The 18,849-nt window shown below is 30.6% G+C and carries 28 protein-coding genes; 22 read left to right on the top strand and 6 right to left on the bottom strand.

What is annotated here, in order from left to right:
* The first annotated feature begins 36 nt into the window (after nucleotides 1-36).
* The 4 genes from IGL90_RS11880 (at nucleotide 37) to IGL90_RS11865 (ending at nucleotide 3,402) form a co-directional block, all read left to right on the top strand.
* On the top strand, nucleotides 37-834 hold the full coding sequence (locus tag IGL90_RS11880; RefSeq protein WP_002371722.1) for a GH25 family lysozyme: 798 nt from the start codon (nucleotides 37-39) through the stop codon (nucleotides 832-834).
* 748 nt (nucleotides 835-1,582) lie between these two features.
* Complete coding sequence (locus IGL90_RS11875; protein WP_002371724.1) at nucleotides 1,583-1,783, top strand: cold-shock protein; 201 nt, start codon at nucleotides 1,583-1,585, stop codon at nucleotides 1,781-1,783.
* Between the two features lie 90 nt (nucleotides 1,784-1,873).
* Entirely contained in the window at nucleotides 1,874-2,101 is a 228-nt protein-coding gene (locus tag IGL90_RS11870) for a hypothetical protein (RefSeq protein ID WP_002380886.1), read from the top strand.
* Between the two features lie 251 nt (nucleotides 2,102-2,352).
* Nucleotides 2,353-3,402, top strand: coding sequence for a hypothetical protein (locus tag IGL90_RS11865; RefSeq protein ID WP_010712816.1), 1,050 nt, complete (start codon nucleotides 2,353-2,355; stop codon nucleotides 3,400-3,402).
* Nucleotides 3,403-3,528: 126 nt separating this feature from the next.
* On the opposite strand, the gene IGL90_RS11860 is transcribed toward IGL90_RS11865, so the two are convergent.
* Nucleotides 3,529-4,137 (bottom strand): hypothetical protein, encoded by a 609-nt coding sequence (locus IGL90_RS11860; protein ID WP_002371732.1) that lies wholly within the window; start codon nucleotides 4,135-4,137, stop codon nucleotides 3,529-3,531.
* Between the two features lie 78 nt (nucleotides 4,138-4,215).
* The gene (locus IGL90_RS11855) at nucleotides 4,216-4,545 is read right to left on the bottom strand and encodes a winged helix-turn-helix transcriptional regulator (protein ID WP_002365236.1); all 330 of its coding nucleotides are present in this window, start codon (nucleotides 4,543-4,545) and stop codon (nucleotides 4,216-4,218) included.
* Nucleotides 4,546-4,766: 221 nt separating this feature from the next.
* Here IGL90_RS11855 and IGL90_RS11850 point away from each other — a divergent pair, with 221 nt between their 5' ends.
* The 4 genes from IGL90_RS11850 to IGL90_RS11835 all read left to right on the top strand — a co-directional run bounded on the left by IGL90_RS11850 (nucleotide 4,767) and on the right by IGL90_RS11835 (nucleotide 8,164).
* Nucleotides 4,767-5,348, top strand: coding sequence for a histidine phosphatase family protein (locus IGL90_RS11850; protein ID WP_002380883.1), 582 nt, complete (start codon nucleotides 4,767-4,769; stop codon nucleotides 5,346-5,348).
* Between the two features lie 16 nt (nucleotides 5,349-5,364).
* The gene (locus tag IGL90_RS11845) at nucleotides 5,365-5,784 is read left to right on the top strand and encodes a MerR family transcriptional regulator (RefSeq protein ID WP_002371441.1); all 420 of its coding nucleotides are present in this window, start codon (nucleotides 5,365-5,367) and stop codon (nucleotides 5,782-5,784) included.
* Nucleotides 5,785-5,798: 14 nt separating this feature from the next.
* On the top strand, nucleotides 5,799-6,734 hold the full coding sequence (locus IGL90_RS11840; RefSeq protein ID WP_174078539.1) for an aldo/keto reductase: 936 nt from the start codon (nucleotides 5,799-5,801) through the stop codon (nucleotides 6,732-6,734).
* Nucleotides 6,735-6,832: 98 nt separating this feature from the next.
* Nucleotides 6,833-8,164 (top strand): FAD-dependent oxidoreductase, encoded by a 1,332-nt coding sequence (locus IGL90_RS11835; protein ID WP_002365232.1) that lies wholly within the window; start codon nucleotides 6,833-6,835, stop codon nucleotides 8,162-8,164.
* Between the two features lie 37 nt (nucleotides 8,165-8,201).
* Here the strand turns inward: IGL90_RS11835 and IGL90_RS11830 are convergent, their stop codons facing one another.
* The 3 genes from IGL90_RS11830 to IGL90_RS11820 are packed head-to-tail and all read right to left on the bottom strand — an operon-like array spanning nucleotide 8,202 to nucleotide 9,612.
* The gene (locus IGL90_RS11830) at nucleotides 8,202-8,537 is read right to left on the bottom strand and encodes a winged helix-turn-helix transcriptional regulator (RefSeq protein ID WP_002365231.1); all 336 of its coding nucleotides are present in this window, start codon (nucleotides 8,535-8,537) and stop codon (nucleotides 8,202-8,204) included.
* Between the two features lie 38 nt (nucleotides 8,538-8,575).
* Entirely contained in the window at nucleotides 8,576-9,229 is a 654-nt protein-coding gene (locus IGL90_RS11825; RefSeq protein ID WP_002365229.1) for an ImmA/IrrE family metallo-endopeptidase, read from the bottom strand.
* A complete protein-coding gene (locus tag IGL90_RS11820; RefSeq protein ID WP_002371437.1) occupies nucleotides 9,226-9,612 on the bottom strand; it encodes a helix-turn-helix domain-containing protein in 387 nt (128 codons plus the stop codon). Before IGL90_RS11820 ends, IGL90_RS11825 begins: the two co-directional genes overlap by 4 nt.
* Nucleotides 9,613-10,365: 753 nt before the next feature.
* Here IGL90_RS11820 and IGL90_RS11815 point away from each other — a divergent pair.
* From IGL90_RS11815 to IGL90_RS11805, 3 genes are all read left to right on the top strand, one after another.
* A complete protein-coding gene (locus IGL90_RS11815) occupies nucleotides 10,366-10,617 on the top strand; it encodes a hypothetical protein (RefSeq protein WP_002365227.1) in 252 nt (83 codons plus the stop codon).
* 85 nt (nucleotides 10,618-10,702) lie between these two features.
* The gene (locus IGL90_RS11810; protein WP_002371436.1) at nucleotides 10,703-11,029 is read left to right on the top strand and encodes a hypothetical protein; all 327 of its coding nucleotides are present in this window, start codon (nucleotides 10,703-10,705) and stop codon (nucleotides 11,027-11,029) included.
* A complete protein-coding gene (locus IGL90_RS11805; RefSeq protein ID WP_002371435.1) occupies nucleotides 11,029-11,427 on the top strand; it encodes a DUF961 family protein in 399 nt (132 codons plus the stop codon). Before IGL90_RS11810 ends, IGL90_RS11805 begins: the two co-directional genes overlap by 1 nt.
* A gap of 187 nt (nucleotides 11,428-11,614) precedes the next feature.
* Here the strand turns inward: IGL90_RS11805 and IGL90_RS11800 are convergent, their stop codons facing one another.
* Nucleotides 11,615-11,803: a hypothetical protein gene (locus IGL90_RS11800; RefSeq protein ID WP_002371434.1), complete on the bottom strand. Its 189-nt coding sequence runs from the start codon at nucleotides 11,801-11,803 to the stop codon at nucleotides 11,615-11,617.
* 226 nt (nucleotides 11,804-12,029) lie between these two features.
* On the opposite strand from IGL90_RS11800, the gene IGL90_RS11795 reads away from it, so the two are divergent.
* The 11 genes from IGL90_RS11795 to IGL90_RS11745 all read left to right on the top strand — a co-directional run bounded on the left by IGL90_RS11795 (nucleotide 12,030) and on the right by IGL90_RS11745 (nucleotide 18,789).
* Nucleotides 12,030-12,182, top strand: a complete 153-nt coding sequence (locus tag IGL90_RS11795; RefSeq protein ID WP_002371433.1) for a DUF6906 family protein — start codon at nucleotides 12,030-12,032, stop codon at nucleotides 12,180-12,182.
* Between the two features lie 40 nt (nucleotides 12,183-12,222).
* Nucleotides 12,223-12,516, top strand: coding sequence for a hypothetical protein (locus tag IGL90_RS11790; RefSeq protein WP_002394269.1), 294 nt, complete (start codon nucleotides 12,223-12,225; stop codon nucleotides 12,514-12,516).
* Nucleotides 12,517-12,575: 59 nt separating this feature from the next.
* The gene (locus IGL90_RS11785; RefSeq protein WP_002393071.1) at nucleotides 12,576-12,902 is read left to right on the top strand and encodes a nucleotidyltransferase family protein; all 327 of its coding nucleotides are present in this window, start codon (nucleotides 12,576-12,578) and stop codon (nucleotides 12,900-12,902) included.
* Nucleotides 12,892-13,272 carry a HepT-like ribonuclease domain-containing protein gene (locus tag IGL90_RS11780; protein WP_002371429.1) on the top strand — a complete coding sequence of 127 codons (381 nt, stop codon included), beginning with the start codon at nucleotides 12,892-12,894 and terminating at the stop codon, nucleotides 13,270-13,272. The genes IGL90_RS11785 and IGL90_RS11780 overlap by 11 nt, the downstream gene beginning before the upstream one ends.
* The gene (locus tag IGL90_RS11775) at nucleotides 13,273-14,781 is read left to right on the top strand and encodes a cell division protein FtsK (RefSeq protein WP_002380872.1); all 1,509 of its coding nucleotides are present in this window, start codon (nucleotides 13,273-13,275) and stop codon (nucleotides 14,779-14,781) included.
* A gap of 18 nt (nucleotides 14,782-14,799) precedes the next feature.
* Nucleotides 14,800-15,078 (top strand): hypothetical protein, encoded by a 279-nt coding sequence (locus IGL90_RS11770; protein WP_002371427.1) that lies wholly within the window; start codon nucleotides 14,800-14,802, stop codon nucleotides 15,076-15,078.
* Nucleotides 15,068-15,355 (top strand): hypothetical protein, encoded by a 288-nt coding sequence (locus tag IGL90_RS11765; RefSeq protein ID WP_002371426.1) that lies wholly within the window; start codon nucleotides 15,068-15,070, stop codon nucleotides 15,353-15,355. Before IGL90_RS11770 ends, IGL90_RS11765 begins: the two co-directional genes overlap by 11 nt.
* 9 nt (nucleotides 15,356-15,364) lie before the next feature.
* Nucleotides 15,365-15,772: a hypothetical protein gene (locus IGL90_RS11760; RefSeq protein WP_002410060.1), complete on the top strand. Its 408-nt coding sequence runs from the start codon at nucleotides 15,365-15,367 to the stop codon at nucleotides 15,770-15,772.
* 319 nt (nucleotides 15,773-16,091) lie between these two features.
* Nucleotides 16,092-17,375, top strand: coding sequence for an XRE family transcriptional regulator (locus IGL90_RS11755; RefSeq protein WP_002402321.1), 1,284 nt, complete (start codon nucleotides 16,092-16,094; stop codon nucleotides 17,373-17,375).
* A 77-nt stretch (nucleotides 17,376-17,452) separates the two neighbouring features.
* Complete coding sequence (locus tag IGL90_RS11750) at nucleotides 17,453-18,064, top strand: hypothetical protein (RefSeq protein WP_010827767.1); 612 nt, start codon at nucleotides 17,453-17,455, stop codon at nucleotides 18,062-18,064.
* A gap of 35 nt (nucleotides 18,065-18,099) precedes the next feature.
* On the top strand, nucleotides 18,100-18,789 hold the full coding sequence (locus tag IGL90_RS11745) for a hypothetical protein (protein WP_010827766.1): 690 nt from the start codon (nucleotides 18,100-18,102) through the stop codon (nucleotides 18,787-18,789).
* The last annotated feature ends 60 nt before the right edge of the window (nucleotides 18,790-18,849 follow it).

Raw genomic sequence — 18,849 nt, 5'->3', positions numbered from 1 at the left:
TATGTAACATGTAACAAAAAAGAAGGGAATGGTTAAATGAAAAGTTCAGCTAAGTTATTTGTTTTAGGAATAGGACTAACTTTTGGAGGTCTTATAACGAGTATTCCAGCAGAAGCAAAAAATATTGTGACGAGTAACTATGAATTAGGGAGTTTTGCTCAAAATGACTCTGTCAATCACCCCTTGCTAAGAAGTAAACGTAGCCTCAGCGAAACACCTCCGAGAGTAGATTTTATTGATATTTCCTCTCATAATGGAGAGATTTCTGTAGAACAATTTCAAAAGATGAAAAACATGGGAATTAAAGGCGTAGTAGTCAAATTAACTGAAGGAACAACTTACAAAAACCCGTTAGCCCCTAGTCAAATTACTAATGCCAAAAAAGCAGGTCTAACTGTTTCAACGTATCATTTTTCTTGGTTTGAAAATCAACAAGAAGCAATTGATCAAGCCAATTACTATGCGGATTACGCAGAAGAATTAGGTCTATCCAAAAAGTGCGTCATGGTTAATGATGCAGAAACAACGCCAATGATTAACGCGGATGCTACAAAAGTTTCTGTCTACTTTAGAGATCAATTAGCAAAACGTGGCTTCAAAAACGTTGTCCATTATTCTAGCGCTAGTTGGTTCAATAATAATTGGATGGAATATGACGTATTAGGTAAAAAAAATAGTTGGGTGGCAGAATGGCCAGCGAACCCAAGTGCTAATAATTTATTGCACACAGATACAGCTGCTTGGCAATGGAGTAGTCAAGGTTCTTTTGATTTTGTTCCTGGAATTAACTTTGATTTCAACGTGGATTACTTAGGACGCTTTACGACTAAGTGAATAAAAGAGATTAGGACATAAGGGTTAAAAATCATAAAAAAGAAGACTGAAAATCTTTTTACGATTTTTGGTCTTCTTTTTATTTTAGTTGTTTATAATTTGAATAAAGTTAATTCCATTAATATAAGTGAAGTCTAAAATAAAAGCACTATTGGCAAATAATAGTGTTTTTAGAGCAAAATCTATTCGATTAGTGAATAAAATTTTTTTGACTACCTATACATATACATGAGTTCCTTGCAACGATTAATTGCGTGATCAAGGCTCTTATATTTATCAATATCAATATCTAATATGGATAAACGTAATTCAATATTTTTTATCTCCCTTAAATTTAAAACGGCATAGAAAGGATCAACTGTTTGATTATTGTTTATTTTTTTTGTTAAAAAAGCTTTTGAACGTGAAGAATATAGATTGTAGTTTAAAGAGTAAACTTTTATTGGAAAAAAATTAGTATTCATATGAACACCTACTTTCTGATACAAGTAAATTCTAACATTAATTTTCATATTAGTTACTTTTATTTCTAAATGTAATTGAATCTTAATAAATTCGAATTAAGTACTATCTAAATTATTTCAAGAAGACTTAGTTTTGTTTATTCCTTATTAATGTGTTATAGTGAACAAGTAATCAATTTTGATAAGTAATTTGAGTTATACATCTAAAAACTATACTTCTCCTTTTACCACTCAACATTTTTTGCAATAATTTGCATGATTTAGTGCACTAGGAGGAAATATACATGAACAATGGTACAGTAAAATGGTTTAACGCAGACAAAGGTTTTGGATTTATTACAGGTGAAGATGGCAATGATGTATTTGCCCATTTTTCAGCTATCCAAACAGATGGATTTAAAACTTTAGATGAAGGACAAACCGTAACGTTTGATACTGAAGAAGGTCCGCGTGGGCCACAAGCCACTAATATCGCAAAAGCTTAATTACGAGTAATAACGGATCAATTTTTGATCCGTTATTTTTTAATATTTATTGTATGAAAGAATTTAAAATTACAGAAAAGAGGAAATTATATGGGATTTAATGGATGGAAACCAAGTGTGCCTTCTGAAAGTAGTAAACAATTTTCTGAAAATCAACATGTGTCTTTTATGTATAGAAAAGAAATAAGAAGTGGTAAGATAAAAGATTTATTGACCAATTCAGCAATTATAGAATTGGACAGCATCAAAGGTCATAAAGAAAAAAATGAAACAATTGTGATTGGATATGACAAATTATATGGATCTAAGCATGAATGATAAATAGTTACTATTAATGAATTATTAAAATCTAAAAAACTTTATGCAAACTAGTATTAACTAGTAGTTATACTGGATAATTTTTTTGCGTAATTAGTTTATTAAATTATAACAGGTTATTTATCACATAAAACAAATTGAATAAATGTTTTTAAATAATAGTTTATAATTATAGGAAATCAAAATATTTGTATAAATAAATAACATCCTATAAAATTTTATTGTAAATAAAAATTAGGAGGATATATAAAATGAAAAAAAGCAATACAAGATTCAGAACTTATTTTACAGACGATGAAGCGGGGACAAACATTTCTTGGGGATCAGTTTTTGCTGGAGTAATTACATTTCTATCTATTTTTATGACTCTTGGACTTATTGGATCAGCGATTGGGTTCGGTACTTTAAAACCGACATCAAGTAACCCTTTAGATGGAGTTGGGACTGGACTCATTATTTGGACGATTATTACTATTGTGTTATCTCTGATGGCTGCAGGATTTGTATCTGGTGTAGCGGCTAAAAGAATTGGTTTATTACACGGTTTCTTAACATGGGCAACAAGTATGATTGTAGTAATGCTTTTAGTGAGTTATACAGCTGTTAGTACATTTTCAGCAATCGGTTCCCTTTTAGGAAATGTTGCTTCTGGTGTAGGGGATAGTGTTGGGGCAGTTGCTTCTACTACTGGCGATGCGATCTCAAAAGGTTTTGATAAAGTAACTGATGAAATTGGCACGGTCAATACACAAGAACTACAAAATAATGTAAATAAATATTTAAAAGATACGGATGTTCCAGAACTTCAACCAGATTATTTAAAAGATCAAATGAGTGAAGCGACTGATAAAATCAAAGATGCTGGTAAAGAAATTATAAAAAATCCTGAAAATGCAGATAAGGTTTTTGATTCTACAGCGGATTCTTTACAAGACCAAGCGAAAAAAATTGGCGATTCCGTAGATAAAAACGCGATTGTGAATGCTGTAGCGAAAAATAGCGACTTATCTCAAGAAGAAGCTCAACAAGCAACAGATAATATTTACAATGAATTAAAAACAGCTAGTGATGAAGCGCAAAAACAAATTGACACTGCACGTACTAATTTAGATAAAGCTAAAGATGATTTGAAAGAATCAATCGATGAAGCAAGACAAGCGGCAGAGGATGCATCAAACACGACAGCTAAAGCATCTATTTGGGGATTTGTTGCAATGGTCGTTGGCTTAATTATTACTTCCCTATTTGGATTATTAGGAGCTAACTTAGTAAAAAATCCTGAAAGAGAGCATAAAATGTAAGAACATTAAAGTAATTTAAATGTTAATAATCAATGTAATGAATATTTTGAACTGTTTATAAAAAAAGTCTGAGAACATTATTGTTAATGCTTTTCAGACTTTTTTATTGCATGCAATTGTTATTATTTAATCGAATTTTATAATTTTTAAATCTTTAAAAAACGCTTCTGTACCGATATCAACGAACAATCCTATACTACCAGAAGCAGCCTCCCCAAGTTTCATGTTCTCTACAACCAAAGAAGGAGTTTCATTATTGTTTATATAAAATTCACCTCTAGATTCTTGAATTATGGCTTTTAAAGTAATCCATTCGTTAAGCTTAATATCAGCTGAACCTTCATAATCCGCTATATTAAGATTTCTAAAATATTCAAAGGTATAGTTGGGGTATGAAAAATATTGTACTGCTCTATTCTTTCTTATAGGATCTTCGCTATGACCATTGGTAGGGCGTATATAAAAAGATTCAAATTTAGAATCATCATCATTTATCCTGAATGCAATACCGATAAAACCTCGAGCAAAGTTTGGAGCATTCGACAATAACCTACTTAACATTTTTACTTCAATTATACCATTATGAAAAGAAAAATTAGTTACTTTAGCGTAGGTATTTTCATCAAATTCCATTATTTTATTTGATTTTACAACTCTTAAAACAATATCTTTTTTTAAAGTAGTAAGTTTGGCATTTACATTTACTTGCTCAAAATCAAACATTTCTATATCCATGTTTTCACGCTCCCTAATTTTCTATAATATAAGGATAGCTTATTTTTTTTAGAATGAGAAGTAGGTACAAAAATGTAACTATATGTTAACTTGTGTTTTGTAAAATTCTCCCCACTCTCTCATAGATTCAATTACAGGTAATAATGTATTTCCTAGTTTAGTTAATTTATATTCGACATGGGGTGGATTTTTTTTAAAATCAATACGTTCAACAAGGCCATCTTTAATCATTGACTTTAAACTAGCTGTCAAAACTTTTTGTGAAATTCCACTCAATGATCTTTTTAACTCACTATTTCTTTTGGAACCAGTCATTAAATCCCGGATAATCAAGACCTTCCATTTACTATTAACTAGTTTAACTGTTGTTTCTACATCACAAATAGGTAATTGTGGATTTTTTTTCATAATTTTGTTCTCCGAATAGAATTTTTAATTTATCTATAGTATAAATTAAATTTATAGATAATTTCAACGGAAATATCTAATAAAATTTTATTAATAGACTTTCTATTTTAGCTAATATTGTGTGAAAAATTATAGATATATATTTTAAAACATAATCAGTTGCCTTGAAGTTAACTTCAAGGTTTATAATGATGAAAAATAGATAGTAGGGAGTTAGATAGATGAAAAAGACACTTTATTTAATGAGACATGGTCAAACATTGTTCAATCAACAAAAAAAAATTCAAGGATGGTGCGATTCTCCTTTAACAAAACAAGGAATTGAACAAGCTAAGATAGCTAAAGAATTTTTTGAAAAAAACGGTATTGTATTTGATGGTGCACACACTTCTACTCTTGAACGAGCTTCAGATACATTAGAATTAATTACAGAAATAAACTATGAGAGGCATAAAGGCTTAAAAGAATGGAATTTTGGCAGATTAGAAGCGGAGCATGAATATTTAAATCCACCATTACCTTATAGAGATTTTTTTGTACAATATGGTGGTGAAGAAGAAATAGAGTTTAGAAAAAGAGTAACAAAATGCTTAGTAAATATTATGCAGAAAGAACAAGGTAAAACTATTTTAGTAGTCTCACATGGAGCAGCTTGTAGGCAATTTATAAGAGAGTGGGCGCATTTAAGTGATATTACACCGCAAGCTCCTATTGGTAACTGTAGTATTATGAAATTTTGTTTTGAGAATGATCAGTTTTACTTAGAAGAGATTATTAATCATGATTTTTCACATTTAGAGTAAGGAGGTAAAGACAATAATGAATATAAAACAGGCAGCAGAAATGTTTAATTTAACAGTAGATACGTTAAGATATTATGAACGAGTGGGAATAATACCTCCTGTATCAAGAAACAGTAGTGGATATAGAGACTATAAAACTAAAGATTTAAATTGGGTTTATTTAGTAAAAAATCTTCGTAATGCAGGCTTATCTATAGAATCTTTGATTGAATTTTCAACTTTAGCACAACTTAGAGATAAACAAAATGTAGAAAATGCGCAGAAGCATATTTTAAAAGAACAGTTAGTAGAATTAGATAAAAAGCTAGAGGAAATGCAACAAACAAGAGAATTACTTGTGTACAAGATAGAAACATATGAGGATCATATTGCAAAATTTAAAGCTGGTGAATTGGATCCTGATAAAGTAGAAAAACTATGGGAACGAAAAAAATAAATTTTTTTCTTTTTATGTATTTAACTCTAAGATTTAGGATAGAACATGTAAAGAAATTAGAGGAGGGAAACAATATGCAAACAATTACTTTGAATAATGGTGTAGAAATGCCTCAATTGGGATTTGGTGTGTATCAAATTCCATTAGAAGAAACAGCTGAAGCAGTCTATCAAGCCATTAAAGCAGGATACCGTTTGATCGATACAGCTTCTATTTACGGAAATGAAAAAGAAACAGGTGAGGGAATCAAACGTGCCATCAATGAAGATCTGGTCACTAGAGATGAACTTTTTATTACCTCTAAATTGTTTATTCTTCAAGCATCAGAGGGCAAAGCTAAGGAAACGATTGAACATTCTCTTAAAGTAATGGGATTGGATTATCTTGATCTTTATCTTATTCATCAACCATATGGAGATATTTATGGTGCATGGCGGTCAATGGTTGCTACTCAAAAAGCAGGGAAATTGCGTGCAATAGGAATTTCAAATTTCAAGTCAGCTAAAATGATTGAGTTTGTTGGATTGAATGAAGTAAAACCTCAAATTAATCAAATTGAAGTGAATCCATGGAATCAGCGAATTGAAGATCAGGAATGGCACGAAAAATATGAAGTACAAATAGAAGCTTGGGCACCATTTGCAGAAGGCCGCCATGAACTATTCAAAAATCCAGTATTAGAAGAAATCGGTGAGCAATATGGCAAGTCAATTGGTCAAGTTGTGCTTCGCTGGCTAATGCAAAGAGGGATTGTAGCTTTAGCAAAATCAGTCCATCCTGAACGAATGGCTGAAAACATTGATATTTTTGATTTTGAGCTTTCAAAAGGAGACATTGAAAAGATAGCGAATTTAGACATGAAAGAATCTGCTTTCTTTGATCATGACGCACCACAGCAAGTGGAATGGTTTATGAATAGAATGCTAGACACTGAAATTAATGTGGATTAAAGGAGTTAAAAAGATGGGTCCATATGGTTACTTTAAAGTAACTAATTGCTAGCTTTAATAAAACCTTATAAAATTATTTTAGAAAGGAAGTGATTGTTATGAACAAATATAAAAATATAATTATCGGTTTTGGAAAGGGAGGGAAAACACTAGCAAAAGAAATTGCTATGCGTGGTGAAGAGGTATTGATGATTGAAGAATCTGAACTAATGTATGGAGGGACATGCATTAATGTAGGATGTATACCATCAAAATCTTTAATAATTAATGGAGAAAAACATGTAGATATGTCAACGGCACATTCAATAAAAAATAGTTTGACAAGTAAGCTGAGAGAAAAAAATTACAATAACCTTTTTGAGGAAGAGAATATAACTATTTTAAATGGAAAAGCTAAATTTTTATCAGATAAAATCATACAAATCACTAAGACAGATAATACGAAAATACAAGTTAAAGGTGAACGTATTTTTATTAATACGGGCTCAAAAGCTATCAAATTACCTATAGATGGGTTAAATAAAAGTAAGAATGTTTTAGATTCTACAACTGCTATGGAACAAGTAATAGCACCAGAAAAAATAGTTATTATAGGTGCTGGTTACATTGGGTTAGAATTTGCATCAATGTTTAATTCTTATGGAAGCAAAGTTAGTATTTTAGATGCTAGCTCTGAATTTTTACCTAGAGAAGATGAAGATATCTCAACATTAATATATAAAGATTTTTTAGATAAGGGAATTGATATTCAGTTAGGCGTATCTATAAACCATATCATAGATAAGGATAATTATACTGAAGTAATATATACTCAAGCTGGTAAAATAAAGAAAGTAGAAGTGTCTAAATTGCTTGTAGCTACAGGTAGAAAACCTAATACAGATGCCTTAGGATTAGAAAACACAAATATAAAAACGGATAGTCATGGGGCTATTGTTGTAGATGAATTTTTAAAAACATCTGTGGAAAATATTTGGGCAATAGGCGATGTAAAAGGGGGCCTACAATTTACCTATATTTCTTTAGATGATTATAGAATAATAGTGGATTATCTTTATGGTGACAAAAAGAGAAATACTATGAATAGAGGTAATATACCGTACAGTGTATTTATAACACCACCTTTTTCAAGTGTTGGAATAAAAGAAAAAGAGCTAGAAAAAAGCAAAGTAAACTATAAAGTTTTTAGTTTACCTGTAAAAGCTATACCTAAAGCCCATATTATTGATCAGACAGTAGGAATTTTTAAAGTAATAATAGATGCAGAAACTGAAAAGATTTTGGGAGCTTCTTTATATGGTGCAGAATCTCATGAATTAATAAATCTTATTTCGTTGGCAATGGATTTTAATATGGACTATAAAGTATTACGTGATAGAGTGTATACCCATCCTACTATGTCGGAATCTTTAAATGATTTACTAAAATAAAAAATTGAAGTTCATTTCATAACCATAGAAATGAACTTCAATTTTTTAGATTTGTACAATCTAATTCTCTTTGACCCCATAGTTTCATTTGTAAAACAATAGTTGCTAAATCTTTTCCCTTTTCAGACAAATAATAAGTAGACGAAGTAGTATTATTGAAAACTTCTTTTTCATTCTTAACAATCTCATTGTCTTCCAAAAGTTTTAGTTGTTGTTTGATCATTTTTGGAGAACTATTCGGAAGCAATCGGCAAACTTCTCCAAAGCGCATAGATCCTCCGTTTAGGGATTCTATTATTTGGGGAACCCACTTTTTTCCAAGTATATTAGATAAAGCCTCTACAGGGCATTTTTTTTCCACGTTTTTATCCATTATATAACACTCCTTTTATGATTCATTAAAAATAAAAACTAATTGAAAATAAATCTGTAGATATCAGTTTCTTTATGAAAGTAATAATTGTTAAAAAGTGTATTAGCGTGTGCAAAAGTACAATTATTTACATACATAAGATGCTCGATGAGTCTATTTCTTAATGCAGATTTGCTCATAAAAAAGTATTGTGCAATTTCTTCGAATGAATAAAATTTTTTTAATGCGTAAAACAATGCTTGATCATTTGCCATTAACATACTAGCACCGACATTAGCACGATATTCTTTTGGAAAATCTTCCATCAAGTAACCATTTTTCAAAAGAATATCAGAAAAAGTATGAGTTGCATTATTAATTTTAGGTATATCTATGTAGTAATGCATAACCTCATGCATTTTAGTGAAATTTTTTCGTTCTAACATTAATTCTTTGTTTGTTGTTATAATGACTTCATCGTCTACTTTAGAGATTGAACCAAGCATCCGTCTTTTAAGTTGTTTTTGAAACGTGTATTCAACAAATTCAACATCTTCAACTTCTTTTACATATTTTTCAATATCAAAGCATTTAACTTGTTCAATATTTTTGGAAGAGTAGTAAGATACTTCTTTTATTAATTCGTTCGAAAAATTAAATGCTTCAAAATAGAGTTCTTTACTAATAAAATCCACCAACAACAGTCCAATCAATTTTTTTTGTTACGTTCCTTTTTTTCTTTTGCTTTTTTTATAAGAAAATCTTGAAAGTCGATTAATTCTTCTTCTAATTCTTCTATATCTTCTATGTCCATATCAGAAGTATTAAGACGAAAATGTGAGATGATATTTTGTCCCACATTTGTTTTTTCTTCAGGGGGAATGGGATTGTTAGTTCTATTTGTAAGGTAGTCTGTTGATACATTATAGAAATCCGCAAATTGAATTAGTTCGTTATCACGAATGGGACGAGCACCTGATTCAATTTTATTATAAACACTTCTATCCATGTGCAGTAAATCAGCTAATTCTTTTTGAGTTAATTCTTTATTTTCACGTAGTTGTTTCAAACGTTCATTTGTTTTAATAATAGTCACCTTCAATCTATTGATTTAATACAGTTTAACATGGATTTAAAATAAATCTTTAAAAAAATCTGAAATAAATCTTGACATTTCTTTTATAGAATATTACACTATGTTCATAAAGATTCGAAATAGAATCTATTGGTTCTTTTACGAATCATAATTAAATAAACAAAAAGCGTTCACGAGGAGAAAATGAATTTCTGTTTCGCAAACACTTATATAAATACTAGACACATTTATTTTAAGCGATTTGACGAAATAATACAAGAATGAAATTTTTGTTCGAGGTTGTAAGTCTTGTTGAGGTGGTGCATACCAGCCGTTGAATGGGACGCAAGGTGGCAGTAGTATCTTTAATTAGAGCCATATTGATGACAGATTAATGCAGAGCTGTCAGATTATTTTCAATAACCATGTCGTGAGACACGTTGGAAATAGTTGCTGAACTAGATTGAATAAAAAAATCTATGCAAGCTCAATAAAAGGAGGAGAGCTGTACACCGTATATTACAATACTATCTAATGTGCCGTTATGTGATGTAAGAGTCACTAGCCATTGAAGATGATTCTATGTATTGTGATGAACGTAAGGATCTAAAATTGAAATACAATTTAAGTTTTTATTTTTAATCGTGAAAAAGATTTTTTCTAAAAAAAAATTCAATCTTAACTTTAGTAAGCACAACTGTATTATTTTAGTTGTACTTTTTTATTTTAAATGAAAGAACAGAATTTGTTATTAAGTGAATAAGGAGGATAAAAATGAAAGAAGAGCTATTACTTTTTGTTGAGAAGTTTGTTGAACGTATGAAACGACAGAAAAAAACTTTTTCTATTTCGGATATAGAAAAGAGCTATAACTTAGAACGTAAGAAGTTAGGTAAGAGTGCGGTTAAGTTAACAAACATGGAACGCTTAACAATTGAAAGTCGATTATTAAAAAATCAGATTTTACAACGAACATATAAAATGACAGGTTATCATAAACCTTGTCAAGTTGTGTTTTTTAGTTAATAAGAAGAATTGCATAAAGAGAGAAAGGCAGTCAATGGTTGACTGTTTATTTTTGTATAAAAATTAGTGAAAGAAGGAAATTATTTTGGCAAATAGAATTCAAGAAATTGCATTAAGTGATAAAAATTTAGGAAGTAAAATTAAAGCTGTTTATAAAACAGAACGTGATATTTATGTACATGGAGCACCTGTTCGTGGTCGTGTGTTCACCGCTTCAAGCGAAAAGCAACGTGATTTTGAGATTTTTGTTCCTCATTTACGAAATTCACAAATGTTGAATGGCCGTGAAGAAGTAAAATTAATTGATCCAGTAGCACGAATCAATGTAAAACGGAATAACATTGGAAATAGTCGCTCAATTGACATGGTAGTTTATGCAAAACGTTTAGAAGTAGTTGGAGGTAATAAATAATGGGATTATCATTTGAAAATAACACGATTGAAAATTTTGATGTAGTAGGAACATTTGGTACGATGAATTTCTTAGAAGTAGTTGCAATTAATGAACGTGATGGTGAAGGAAATGTGACTGACGATGTTCGTGAACAACGAGTAACGGTTTATTCTAGCAAATTAAATGACCAAGTAGAAATTGCGATTGATCCAGGCTATGACGTTAGTGATATCAATTATGATGATGAAATCGAGTTGACTGGAAATGTAACAGCTCGTGGATGGCTTAATGCTTACAAAGGTTTTAATGACAATGTACAAACAGAACAAGCGTTTAAAGTCCGTGCAGTGGGTATTAAAAAAGTAGGAGCTGTTAAACCAGCGCAACCTACACTACAAAAAGAAAATAAGAATTAAGCAAATTAGCAAAAATAAATATTAGATTGAGGTAGATTTAATGAGTAAAAGGGAAGAATTAAAAAAATAGGTGATGAGTTATATAAAGTTTTGGCACAAAACAACGTTACCTTTGAACAAGCAAAAGTAACGCTAAATTATCTTTCGATTAAATTAGATCATGAAATGCAACGAACAATGGTGTCTCTTAAGACGTTGTAAAATAGAGAATACTTTTTTCAGGAATGTAGTATTGAATATTGGAGCTGATAAATTCTAAAATTTTATCATCAATAATTGATTGGAATTTTTCAATTTTGAGTCTTTGGTTGTTGGCAAGAATAATTGTTACGGATTGCATGTCTATTTCACATGCTTTTTCAATTGTTTTTAGCATTATTATAGGACACCTCCTTTTGTTAATATTTTACCACTGAACCAGAAATTTCTGAAAAAATTAATTGGATGTGGGAATTGAAACGAAAGTAAATATCATATTCAGACGAATCGGTAGCACCGTTTAACAGCTAAAAAGGGCATTCTAACGAGTGCCCTTTTTACTATTAATTTGTGTTAACAAGATTTGTTAATAGACATTAATAATAAAGAAAAGGAGAGGTTAAATGAAACAAGGGAAACGCCTAGTTAGGAAAGAAAAAGAGTTGTTGAAAAGTTGCCGATTGAATCCAACAAATTGGTTAGTAGAAAGACGGTTGAAGAGTAGTGTGATTTTTCTTCATAAAGAAAGTGGTAATTTGAAGGAAATTTATTATTGAAAGGGGGGGCGGAGAAGTAGTGTTAGACTTGGCGGAAAGAATGGGTGTAAAACAAGAAAAATATAGGAGGTTTTTAGAGAGAAAAATTAGAGTCTATCGTATGTGGCAAAGTTTTAGTTATTATAGTACATTGTATTTAAAACTTTATAACGAAACTAGTGAGTATCTTATCCAGTTTTTATTGTTAGATGATTTATTTTTTGAATGTGATGAAGCTATTTTAAACTTGTTAGATAATTTTTTAGAACAATTAGTTAAAGCATATAATAATAAACTGCATGAAGATTTTGATAAGGGTGTTTTCTTTGAGGAATACACAAGTAAAGTGAATTGATTGTGAAATTTGAATGCTTTATAATGGCTTTAGAATAGACGTTAGAAGAGGTGAGAAAAATGGTGATGACAATGAATGAAATTAAAGAGCGTGTGAAACCTGTAGCAGAAAAACACAATGTACCAGTCGTTTATGTCTTTGGTTCTTATGCACGTAATGAAGCGAAAGAAACCAGTGATATTGATTTTGCTGTAGATATTACAGGACAATCAGAAGAAGCCTATTGGAATTTATATGGAGATTTCTTTGAAGAATTAAAAGAAGCTGTAGCGCATGATATTGATTTAGTGGAGCTAGAAACTCTTGTTGAAACACAAGATAAACCCGAAAGAAGAGAATTGTTAGCTACCATTTTAAAGGAAGGTGTAAAGGTATTTGAGAGATAGTACAGCAAAGGATTTACGTTTGTTAAGAGGAACGCTGATCTACATTGAAGATATAGAACAGACACTCAATCGTTTTGGAAGGGATTATGAAACCTTCTATCATGATAGAGTGTTTTTTAATGCAATCAGTATGTGTTTAATGCAAATTGGTGAATATACTGTTGGGAACAGTGGCTTTTCAGAAGAATTTAAAGAGAAAAATAGTGGTAAAGTTGATTGGAAAAGACTTAGGAATATGAGGAATATGTTTGCACATTCGTATAGCACAATGAATGAACGTCAGATTTTTCGAATGGCTACAGAATATATTCCAATGTATAAAGAATTTTGTAGACAAGAATTAGCACGGTTAAAAAAAGAAGGTAGGTAAATGGTAAAAAAATTATTTAGATATAGAGGTAGAAGAATTCGTTATTCTTCAAGAAATTTGTTGGCACTCTATAGAGTGTTATTTTTTATGCCAATTTTTGCTTGTTTAGGCTATTTTGTGGGCTATAAATGGATGTATCCTTTATATCTTTCAAATCCAACTGATTGGAAAATATATATTGTACCAGCGTTAATCATTATGGGTGTCTCGATAGGCTCAATCGTGCTAATTACATTGCTTGTTAAGGCTTCAATTATCAATTCGGGCTATTTTTCTAAAGTAGAACAACGTCAAGTGTTAGCTCGTATGATTATCGACAATGGCTATTATACGAAGAAGCAAGTTAAAGGTAGTGATGGTAAAACAAAAGAAAAAATAAAGTTCCCAAAAATTTATTATAAGTCTGCAAAAAATAGTATTTTCGTTTCATTTGAAACAGCAGGTAATAAATTTCAGGAAAAATTTGAAACCATTGGTGGTTTTTTGGAAACAGCGTTTCATGCGGACAATTTAAATAAAATTGATGAAAAAGGCTTTATTACCTATGAACTAGCTTCTGATGTTTACAATAAGCGTATTTGGATAAAGGATATGCAAGCTGATAAAGGAAAGGTTCAATTAATGAAAGGGTTGTATTGGTACTTTGATAAAGACCCACATTTATTATTAGGTGGTGGAACTGGCGGAGGCAAAACTTTTACCATTTTATCTCTAATTTATGCACTTTGCCGTGTGGGTGAAATGGAAATTTGTGATCCTAAAAATTCTGACTTGATGGCACTAGGTAAGTTACCAATGTTTGCAGGAAAAGTGCATACAGGAAAAATAGATATTGTTAATTGCTTGAAAAATGCAGTTGAATTAATGAATGCACGTTTTGAAATGATGAATAATAGCCCTGATTACAAAATGGGTAAAAATTATGCGTACTATGGTTTAAAGCCTAAGTTTATTGTGATTGATGAATTTGCAGCATTTAAAGCAGAATTAGCGAATGACTATGCGATTGATGGCGATGTAGATGAATATTTAACCCAACTTATTTTAAAAGCTCGTCAAGCAGGGATTTTCTTTATCGTTGCAATGCAACGTCCAGATGGTGAATTTATCAAAACGGCTTTACGTGATAATTTTATGTTTCGAATGTCAGTTGGCCGTCTTTCAGAAACAGGTATTTTGATGATTTTTGGTGATGAAAATAAAAATAAAAACTTTAAATATGTTGAAAAAGTTGACGGTCAAAAAGTCTATGGTCGTGGTTATGTTGCACAAGGAGGTTCAGTAGCAAGAGAATTTTATAGCCCGCAAGTACCACAAGATTTTGACTTCATTCAGGAATTTATCAAGATTTCTAAAGAACTAGGATATGAAGAAATTTCAAAAGAAGTTCAAGAAGAAGTATCTAAAAAAATATCAAAACATGTGGATAAAGAAGCCCTTGCTGAAATTGATGAAGAGTTAGAAGCGGGGCAAGCAAAGTTAGCAAAGTTAAGTGAAAAATTTGGATAATAAGAAAGGAGCTTTTTATTGGATTCTAATGAAATAATCAAACACGTTAGAGAACGAGTATATGTTGAAGTCAAGAAACGATATAAAAAGCCTGATTTAGATACACGTATTCGTGACATTCTCTATGAACAATCAGAAAGCTATGCAAAATTAGTTCGATTTTCTAATGGAAAGCGAATAAAAAAATTAACTGATCCTGTTGAGTTTGAAAAATTTATAGAAAATAAGGGAACTAAAATTGTTGAAGAAGTAATCTTTGCTTTGAATAAAAAGGAGGAAAAAGAAAGTGAAATTTAAATCGCAAGGACAAATGCTAAGTTATGTAAAAGAGAAGGAACAAAAAATAATTAAAGAAATTGACCGAAGAGCAGAAAAAGAAGGAGTTTTAGATAATAATAGATTGCTTGATTATAAGTCTTTAGTGACTTCTATTTTAGATGCAGAAGCTTTTTATGATGAAGATAGACCAGTTGAGGAAAAGAAATTCTCAACATCACAAGAAGTTGATAAGTATTTAGAAACAATATTTAAGGAGCATATGGATTCTGCTTGGAAAGAAATATTTGGTAAGTAGGTGTTAAGTATGTTTTCGTTTGAGGAAGTGATTTTACAACTTGAAAATAAAATTGCACTAAAAACATTAAAAAACTGGGCGAATAAAATAGAGAGATTAACAGATAAAAAATTTGAAAGGAAATATGCGAAAAATTCTAAAGGTTATACCTATTCGTTTAAAGTTTTCAGTTCTAATGATGTTGAATCCTTTTTTAAATTAATTGATCTAAGAAGTAAAAATATTCCTTTAGATATAGCTATTTCGGATGTTTTTATGTCAGAAGAAGAGAAAAAGAAGAAGGAAACTATTTCAATAACAAAAGCAGAGTTTCGAGAAAATCAAGCAACAGTGAAAGAGCTAATCGATTTAGTAAAGGACGTACTATCAGATAATGCAGAGATAAAAAAACGCTTGAAAGTTTTAGAAATGAAGTAAGGAATGGTAGGAGAGTAGACTAGAAGTTGCTAGGGATTGTTGCGTGCTTTGTAGATAGAATAGGGGTGGCGCCCCAAGGCGCCCGCCCCTATTCTATCGTTAACAAAAGTAGCAACGTATATCCCAAATACTTCTAGTCGTGAGGTGGGCTTGACCCACTTCGAAATTTTCTACCCCCGTTTTATAACATGGGGGTAGAAATTAACATATCATATAAAAAAGTTGCTTAAACACTATGTCTCGCAAGGGATTGAACGATTTTGTTTTTGGAAACTTTTTAGTAGATATTTGGAAACTTTTTTGGAAGTAGGGTTAAATAGTGAGGGGCGTTGATTTAAAGAGATATAGAAAAGAATTAAAATTGAAACAAATAGAAATGTGTGAATTGTTGTCTATCACTAAAGGTTTTTATTCTAATTTAGAATCTGGAAAACGACCGATTACACAAGAGATGGAGAAAAAAATAGTGGAAGTATTGCATATTGATGGTGGTCATGCTTCGGTAGAAGCAAAAATTGACTTTTTGAGAATACGATTTAAGACATTAGATGTTCGGACAGTTATTGAAAAGTTGTTGCACATGGATATGAACTGGTTTACTCATGAATCGAGAGGGTTTTATCATTATACCGAAACGTTTTCTTATAGTGCAATTCGGATTTTTCGGAATCCTGAAAACGTCAATATGGGAATTATGTTGGACTTGTCTGGTGAAGGTTGTCGGCAACTAGAAGAAATTTTTGAAGAGGATAACAATAGATCGTGGACAGAGTTTTTTCGCTCCCTCTATGATGATGATATTTTCGGTCAAGGTATTTTAGTAGATACAAAAATTACACGAATTGATATTGCTCTTGATGAATTGATTGTGAAAGGACAAGAAAATTTTGATTTATATGTTTTGAAAGAAAAAATGGAACTAGGGCTTGTGGATACCACTTTTAAGAATTTTGATTTTAGTGGGGGCTTTGCTTATGAAAATAAAAAAATGGTAAATAAAGGTTTGTCTCTTTATTTTGGCAGTCGTCAATCGCCATTGTATTTTAATTTTTACCAAAAAGATTATGAATTAGCACGAAAAGAAAGTATAAGTGTTGAGGAAGCAAGAGAAAAGCATGAAATTAAAAATAGATATGAAATCCGCCTTTCTGATGAAAAGGCGTTTTTATTTGTGGAATATTTTCTATCAAGTGGTGAATCGTTGGATTGGCTAGTGAAAGAAATTATTAATCAATCTTTGACAGTTTTTGACATTGAAGATGGTACGAAAGTTTATTGCAAAGCTTGGTATGATGTTGTTGATAAATTGGAAGGTTTAAAATTGTCTGTTCAAGGTGAAAAACCGTCTATTGAGAAAACACTTCGATGGTTATCAAATTATTTAGCTCCTTCATTAAAGATGATTAAAGAAATTGATAATCTGTTAGGAACAAATGAATTGATGGAGCGTATTGATTTAGCAGAATTAAAAGATAAACATGAAGAAATAATTGAAATGGTGTGTGTTGATGCTAAAGATTTATTGTTTACTACTAATCAAAATAATAGTGTTCGTTCGTACATGCAACAAGAATTTGATTTAGAGGAAGCATATCCATTTTAAAGATTAAGGGGGATATGGATACACTTGATTCGTTATTTTAAATAGATATGAGTTTAGTTGAAAGGAATGTATGAATTATGAGTAGAGAATTTATTGAACGCAATACTAAAGTAGCAATTGCTATTACTGAAAAAATGAGAAAAGGTAAAAATGATTTACAAAAAACAAAAGAAAAAATTGTTCAATTAGATGAACAAGAAGAATTGACTATTCCTTTTTTAAAGACTACTTTTGAAAAGCTTTCAGAATCAAATGAAGAGCTTTTAAAAGAAATTTCAAGATATGAATATACTTATGTGGTTCATGAAGCAGAAATGACGGTTAAAGAGAAAGCAATTTGGGAAGAATTTTTCAGTATAAAAAAATTGTATGATAAAGAGCTTTCAGAATTTGCCAGTTTTAAAGAGAAGTATAAATATTTTGAGCCCAAAAATAGTGAAGAATTAAAACAACAAGCTCGAGTGTTGTTAGAAAAGAAAGGGTATATTGTTGATAGTCCTTTTGAAGGTGATTTTGAACGTTGGATTGGTGTTTATGCTAGGCCTAAAGATAAACCAACATATTTAGATCCAACTGATGGAGAAGAAGTTGGTTTGCAAGAATTGTATAGTGTCAATGGGTTTAAACAGGACTTTGCAGAATGGTTTGAAGGAGAAATTGTGGAAGGTAAATTAATTAAAATGGTGTAAGTTAGTAGTAAGGTCTGGTTTAGAAAGGAGTTAAAATGGATAGTATTTTAAGAAAAATTGGTTTCTATAGAGATTTAAAATCTTTTGATTCTTTTAAAAAAGATGTATTAAAAATATGTATTTTTAATATACTACGTGTAATTTTATCAATGGTAGTGCTTGTAAAATGTATAAGTGTTTTTTTGTCACTATTTAAAAGAGATTCGCGGTTCGTTGAAGTAGCAATAAAAATGCCTTCAATGTTCTTAACGATTTTGTTAGGTATCGTATTTTTGATTCTATTTAACTTACCCGCTCCAACAGAGCGTGTTAAAAAGAAATATAAAGAATGTGCACCAAAAAAAATGGTAGAGGTTAAGAAAGAGTATTTAAGTGATACGCCAGAAATTTTGAAAGATAAGTATGGAAGATTTAATAAGATAAGATATAAATCTAAGGAAGAGTTGACTTCTATTATGGGTATCTCTGTTAGAAATGATAAAGGAGTAGTTGTTAAACAAGAAAGAATTTTGACAGATGTAATAAATTTAAATTTTTTTTCTGGCGAAATTGTTTTTCAAGTGGAACATGTTGAACACTCCTTTTTAATAGTAGAAGAGGAACAGTTTGTTGATGAACGTTTTGATAAATTTTTCTCTGACGAAAATAGAAGAGAATTATCTAGGAAGTATACCTTTTATGTAAATGATGGTGCGCAAGATATTAATGAGTATGTTGTGGGCTAAGAGAAAGGAAGAGTGATAATCTGAAAGTTGAACGTGCGCCATAGTGTTATTTAACTTAAA

It is taken from the genome of Enterococcus sp. DIV1307a, from assembly GCF_050537425.1.
In the GTDB taxonomy this organism is placed as follows: domain Bacteria; phylum Bacillota; class Bacilli; order Lactobacillales; family Enterococcaceae; genus Enterococcus; species Enterococcus faecalis.
The sequence above is the reverse complement of the archived record's forward strand: the minus strand, read 5'-3'. Positions and strand labels throughout refer to the sequence as shown.